The 4,877-nt window shown below is 32.7% G+C and carries 7 protein-coding genes; 1 reads left to right on the forward strand and 6 read right to left on the reverse strand.

The window, feature by feature from the left end:
• Both RSB60_RS10815 and RSB60_RS10820 read right to left on the reverse strand, forming a co-directional pair.
• Window positions 1-537, reverse strand: a 537-nt coding sequence (locus RSB60_RS10815) for a YlmH/Sll1252 family protein (RefSeq protein WP_332616304.1), incomplete at its 3' end; no start/stop codon positions are given.
• Window positions 527-934, reverse strand: coding sequence for a cell division protein SepF (locus tag RSB60_RS10820; RefSeq protein WP_323381268.1), 408 nt, complete (start codon window positions 932-934; stop codon window positions 527-529). The genes RSB60_RS10820 and RSB60_RS10815, both read right to left, overlap by 11 nt.
• A gap of 166 nt (window positions 935-1,100) precedes the next feature.
• On the opposite strand from RSB60_RS10820, the gene RSB60_RS10825 reads away from it, so the two are divergent.
• On the forward strand, window positions 1,101-1,580 hold the full coding sequence (locus RSB60_RS10825; RefSeq protein WP_332491352.1) for a GNAT family N-acetyltransferase: 480 nt from the start codon (window positions 1,101-1,103) through the stop codon (window positions 1,578-1,580).
• A gap of 41 nt (window positions 1,581-1,621) precedes the next feature.
• Here RSB60_RS10825 and RSB60_RS10830 read toward each other — a convergent pair whose 3' ends face one another.
• The 4 genes from RSB60_RS10830 to RSB60_RS10845 all read right to left on the reverse strand — a co-directional run.
• On the reverse strand, window positions 1,622-2,182 hold the full coding sequence (locus RSB60_RS10830) for a YdeI/OmpD-associated family protein (protein ID WP_332616301.1): 561 nt from the start codon (window positions 2,180-2,182) through the stop codon (window positions 1,622-1,624).
• Window positions 2,183-2,291: 109 nt separating this feature from the next.
• Window positions 2,292-2,927: a V-type ATP synthase subunit D gene (locus tag RSB60_RS10835; RefSeq protein WP_323381271.1), complete on the reverse strand. Its 636-nt coding sequence runs from the start codon at window positions 2,925-2,927 to the stop codon at window positions 2,292-2,294.
• On the reverse strand, window positions 2,927-4,345 hold the full coding sequence (locus RSB60_RS10840) for a V-type ATP synthase subunit B (protein ID WP_323381272.1): 1,419 nt from the start codon (window positions 4,343-4,345) through the stop codon (window positions 2,927-2,929). Before RSB60_RS10840 ends, RSB60_RS10835 begins: the two co-directional genes overlap by 1 nt.
• Before the next feature lie 15 nt (window positions 4,346-4,360).
• The coding region (locus RSB60_RS10845; RefSeq protein ID WP_442879670.1) for an ATP synthase beta subunit C-terminal domain-containing protein at window positions 4,361-4,877 on the reverse strand (517 nt) is incomplete at its 5' end.

Consider the following 4,877-nt stretch of genomic DNA (forward strand, 5'->3'; position numbering starts at 1 on the left):
CCGTTCACTGCTTACTGAAACAGTGCTTTTTATTCTATTTATTACTTGAGCATAATGTTGCGATGACTCATTAAATTGTATTGAGGAGCGCTTAATTTTAGTACAATTTTGTTGGATATAAGCTGATTGCGAATGCGTTGTATACAAAATTATACGATTTCCTTCAACCCATAAATCGCCAATTTGATTGCGTGCAATTTGCAAATTCATTAAAGCACCTAATACATCACGATGCCCAATTTCATTGAATTTTGGATTAAATGTTGCGACAAGACAAACCACAAGAGAAAAGTCATCCTCCCTATTTGGTAAGAAGATGACTCTTTTATAATTTGCTTCATCATACCCACCATCTTCACGATAAGCAATTTTGTTTCCACAAATCTTCTTAACGATGGCCATTTCTGATTCATTCAAAAAGGGTGTGATTGTAGGTGAATGATATTTCTCTGCTTGTTCAATCCAATCATGAACACGTATGCCAAAATATTCATTCCCACGCGGTTGTTCTTGATAAGATGAGTTCTTAGTTTTCATCTTGGTCAAGGCTAATTTCGCCATGAACACCGATTGTACGTGGAGTACATAAAATAACATTATGACCGATTTTTTGAATTGTTCCGTCTAATGCAAATACCACTCCTGTTAAAAAGTCAATTGTTCTTTGTGCATATTCTCTTTGAAGTCGGTGTAAATTAACAACAGCAGCACGTCTTTCTTTTAAATGACGTCCAACTTCTTCAGCTTCTTCAAAACTTCTTGGTTCAAACAAAACCATCTTTGTATCACTGCTAACACGAGTAACACCTTTTGATTTTGGTTGCTCATATTGGCTAATTGATCTAGCTTCATCTTCACTAAATTCTAATTCTTCTTCCATATCTTCATCGTCTACTGGAGCGATGAAACCTAAAAATTTATCTTTTAATCCCACGTTAAATTCCTCCATGTTTCAAATATATTATAGCATAATTGAATATGTTTCAAAGTAATTTTTATCACATAACCTTTATTCATAGGGTTTTCAGCTATTTTTATTAAAGTTTCTAGATATTCTTTATGACTTTTAGTATACTATCATAAGAAGTGGAGGGAATCAAATGAGCTTTATAATTAGACCTGCAAAGCCAGAAGAATGTTCAATTGTTGGCAATTATATTCGTGCTATTGCAGCCTACGAAAAAATGAGTGACCAAGTTATATGGAGTGATGAACAATTATATAACGAACTCTTTGTTGAAAAGAACGCAACTGTTGTTTTTGGTGAAGAAGATGGAAAGATTGTTGGTTTTGCATTATATTTCTTTAACTATTCTACTTTTGTAGGAAAAAAAGGATTATATGTTGAAGATGTATTTGTGCTTGAAGAATATCGTAAAAACGGTTATGGTAAACAATTCTTCAAATATCTTGCACAAGTCGCAATAGATAAAAATTGTGGTCGAATGGAATGGATTTGTCTAGACTGGAATCAACCATCTATTGATTTTTATACAAAACGTTTAGGTGCTATTCCTATGGATGAATGGACTGTTTATCGTTTAAGTGAAGACAAAATTAAAGCTGTTGCAGCTATGTAAAAGTTATCTAATGATAACTTTTTTATTTGTTGTATATTTAATTACATAGGTTTTAAATTTTGATTTAATCTATCAATAATCCAAGCAATTCTTTTTTGTTTGCCGGCTTCTGTTTTAGGATCCATAAAAGCTTTCGTGTAGGTTTTCTTTATCGATGGGGACATTGCTAGAAAGTTTGTATAAGCTAGTTCATTATCCTTAAGTACATCTAATAATTTATTCAAGTCACTATCTAGAACTTCTAAGGTATTATTAATATCCCACTGTCCACTTTGCATTGCCTCTATTATTTTTATTTTGCCTGCATCTTGCATACATCCTTTTTCTTCAAGTTCAATTGCTAACTTTTTATTTTTTTCAGACCATTTACTATTTTTTCTGCGTTTTACAAAATATTTCATATAGCTATTTTGATCAATGCTTTTCATTTGTCCATCAACCCACCCAAAACAAAGAGCCTCTTCAAGAGCTTCGCTTGCTTTTAATACGTTCTTTTTTATAGTTTTATCAAAGATAATCCAAATTCCATCATCTTGCATATAATTTGATAATAACCATTGATGAAACTCTTCACGTGTTTTAAATGCATATTTTTCACTCATCTTATTCTCCTCAGTCCTAAATCAACAAATCTTTATTTCATATTACCATTATTCAAACTATTAGAAAAACTGTTTTTTTACGATAAAAAAAGAAGTTGTTTCCAACTTCTTAATTTGATTTATTTTGTGCAGCTTCTCTTTCTTTATTTGCCTTAATTACCTTTAGGCGTGAGAATTCTTCACGTTCTTTTTCTTCTAAAGCTTCTGATATGAATTTGATTTGTGCTTCAAAATCAGGAATAACAATATTTTTTAAAGCATTTGCTCTTTTTTGTGTTTTACGAATCGCATTTGCTAAACGATATACACTGTTATCCACTTCTGCAAGAATCATTGTAAGTTCTTTAACTTTATTGAATTGAATATAAGCCTCATCAACTTTTGATGATGATTGCTCAAATCCATACTGGATTTTAATTTCTTCTGGTTTATAAATAATGTTAGGAACTTCAACACCCATTACACTACGATACGTTACACGAGCGCCTGTATCAATTTTAACTTGATTTGCAATCCCCGTAATAACACCAGTAGATACGTTAGCTTGTTGCAACAAATAATAGGCTTCTTGATAACTATCTGTAATTTCATCACGTAGTAATTTTACTTTATCAACAAGCATCATCATTTCGCGAATTAATACATTACGTTTTCTATCCATTAAATCATAACCCATTTTAGCAAGGACTAATGATTTTTTGGCAGTCATCAAATTACCTTTTGTTGCGAAAACTTGCGTAGCCATTATTCTTCTCCTTTAAGAGCAAGACTGATTGTGCGATGAGCACGTTCAGGATCGTAGTTTTCCTTAATTAATTTATCGTCAAGACGATCAAGTGCATCTAATGGCAATGTTGATAACAAAGCCCAACCTAAATTTAGTGTTTCAATAATAGAACGCTTGATTCCGAATCCTTGACCAACAAATACTTTTTCAAATAAACGGCCAAATTCCATATATCTTTTATCACTATCAGAAAGTTCATCTTCACCAATAACCGATGCTAATGAACGAGCTTCTTGTACTTTTGCATATGATGCGAATAATTGATTTGAAACATCTTGGTGATCTTTTCTTGTATATCCTTCTCCAATACCATCTTTCATTAAACGTGAAAGTGATGCAAGACATCCTACTGGTGGATAAATACCATTTTGATGTAAGTTACGATCAAGAACGATTTGTCCCTCAGTAATATACCCAGTTAAATCTGGAACTGGATGCGTAATATCATCATTTGGCATTGTAAGAATAGGGATTTGCGTTACTGAACCTTTTGACGTAGAGATAATACCTGCTCTTTCATAAAGAGAAGCTAAGTCAGAATATAAATATCCTGGGAATCCTTTACGTCCTGGAATTTCACCTTTACTACTTGAGAATTCACGTAGTGCTTCACAATACGCAGTAATATCAGTTAAAATTACAAGAATATGCATATCTAATTCATATGCTAAATATTCAGCAGCTGTAAGTGCACAACGAGGTGTAAGTGTTCTTTCAATAATTGGGTCATTTGAAAGGTTAACAAACATACAAACCTTTTCCATAACACCCGTTTCTTCAAATGATCGTTTGAAATAATCTGCAACGTCATTTTTAACACCCATCGCGCCGAACACGATACCAAAGCCTTTTCCATCATCGTCGGCAATTTGTGCTTGACGAACGATTTGAACTGCAAGTTTATCATGAGGCATACCACTTCCAGAGAAGATAGGAAGTTTTTGCCCACGAATTAATGTATTTAACCCATCAATTGCGGAAATACCTGTATTAATATAGTTACGAGGATATTGTCGAGCTACGGGATTCAATGGTTTACCATTAATATCCGCAAATTTCTCAGCATATACTTCACCTAAACCATCAATTGGTTTACCAGCTCCATTGAACACACGACCAAGGATTTCCCTTGATAAGGCAATTTCCATTGGATGTCCTAATAAACGAGTTTTTGTATTCTTCTTTGATAAACCAGCTGTTCCTTCAAAAACTTGAACAACTGCTTTTTCTCCTTCGATTTGAACAACACGTCCTGAACGAATTGAACCATCATTAAGTTGAATTTCTACCATTTCTTCATTTGAAACATTTGCAACATGATCTAATGCAACAAGTGAACCACTTATTTCATTTAATCCTAATAATTGAAGACTCATCAAAGTTCCTCCTTTCTATTCAACTGTGCTTAATGCTTTATCAATAAGATCAAAATATGTATCTAATAATGCAATATTATTATTTGGAATATCATATTTCATTTTAATTACTAAATCAAAAATTCCGGTTTTAAGAATTGCACTAATTGGGAATTTCTTTTGAATCATTGGTTTACAAGCAGCGTATAAGTAAGAAATTACTTTAAGCATCTTGTATTGTTTATCAAATGGCACGAATGTATCATCTGGATGGAAAGCATTTTGTTGAAGATATCCAACACGTACAACTTTCGCAATTTCAATAACTAATTTTTGATCATCTGGCAATACATCTGATCCAATTAATTTTACAATTTCCATCAATTGATTTTCTTCATGTAGAATTTGAACAATTTCTGTACGAAGTGCTGTAAAATCACGGGCTACATTTTGTGCATACCAACGATCTAAGTCATCTAAATATTCACTATAACTTAAATTCCAGTTAATTGCTGGATAGTGACGTGCATAGGCTAGTGATTTATCTAGTGCC

This window comes from Anaerorhabdus sp. (genome assembly GCF_036657415.1).
Taxonomy (GTDB): domain Bacteria; phylum Bacillota_I; class Bacilli_A; order Erysipelotrichales; family Erysipelotrichaceae; genus Anaerorhabdus.

Excerpts from the sequence above, each read along its gene's own strand:
- RSB60_RS10825 (WP_332491352.1), top strand. The coding sequence starts at position 1,101 with ATGAGCTTTATAATTAGACCTGCAAAGCCAGAAGAATGTTCAATTGTT.
- RSB60_RS10830 (WP_332616301.1), bottom strand. The coding sequence starts at position 2,182 with ATGAGTGAAAAATATGCATTTAAAACACGTGAAGAGTTTCATCAATGG.
- RSB60_RS10835 (WP_323381271.1), bottom strand. The coding sequence starts at position 2,927 with ATGGCTACGCAAGTTTTCGCAACAAAAGGTAATTTGATGACTGCCAAA.
- RSB60_RS10840 (WP_323381272.1), bottom strand. The coding sequence starts at position 4,345 with ATGAGTCTTCAATTATTAGGATTAAATGAAATAAGTGGTTCACTTGTT.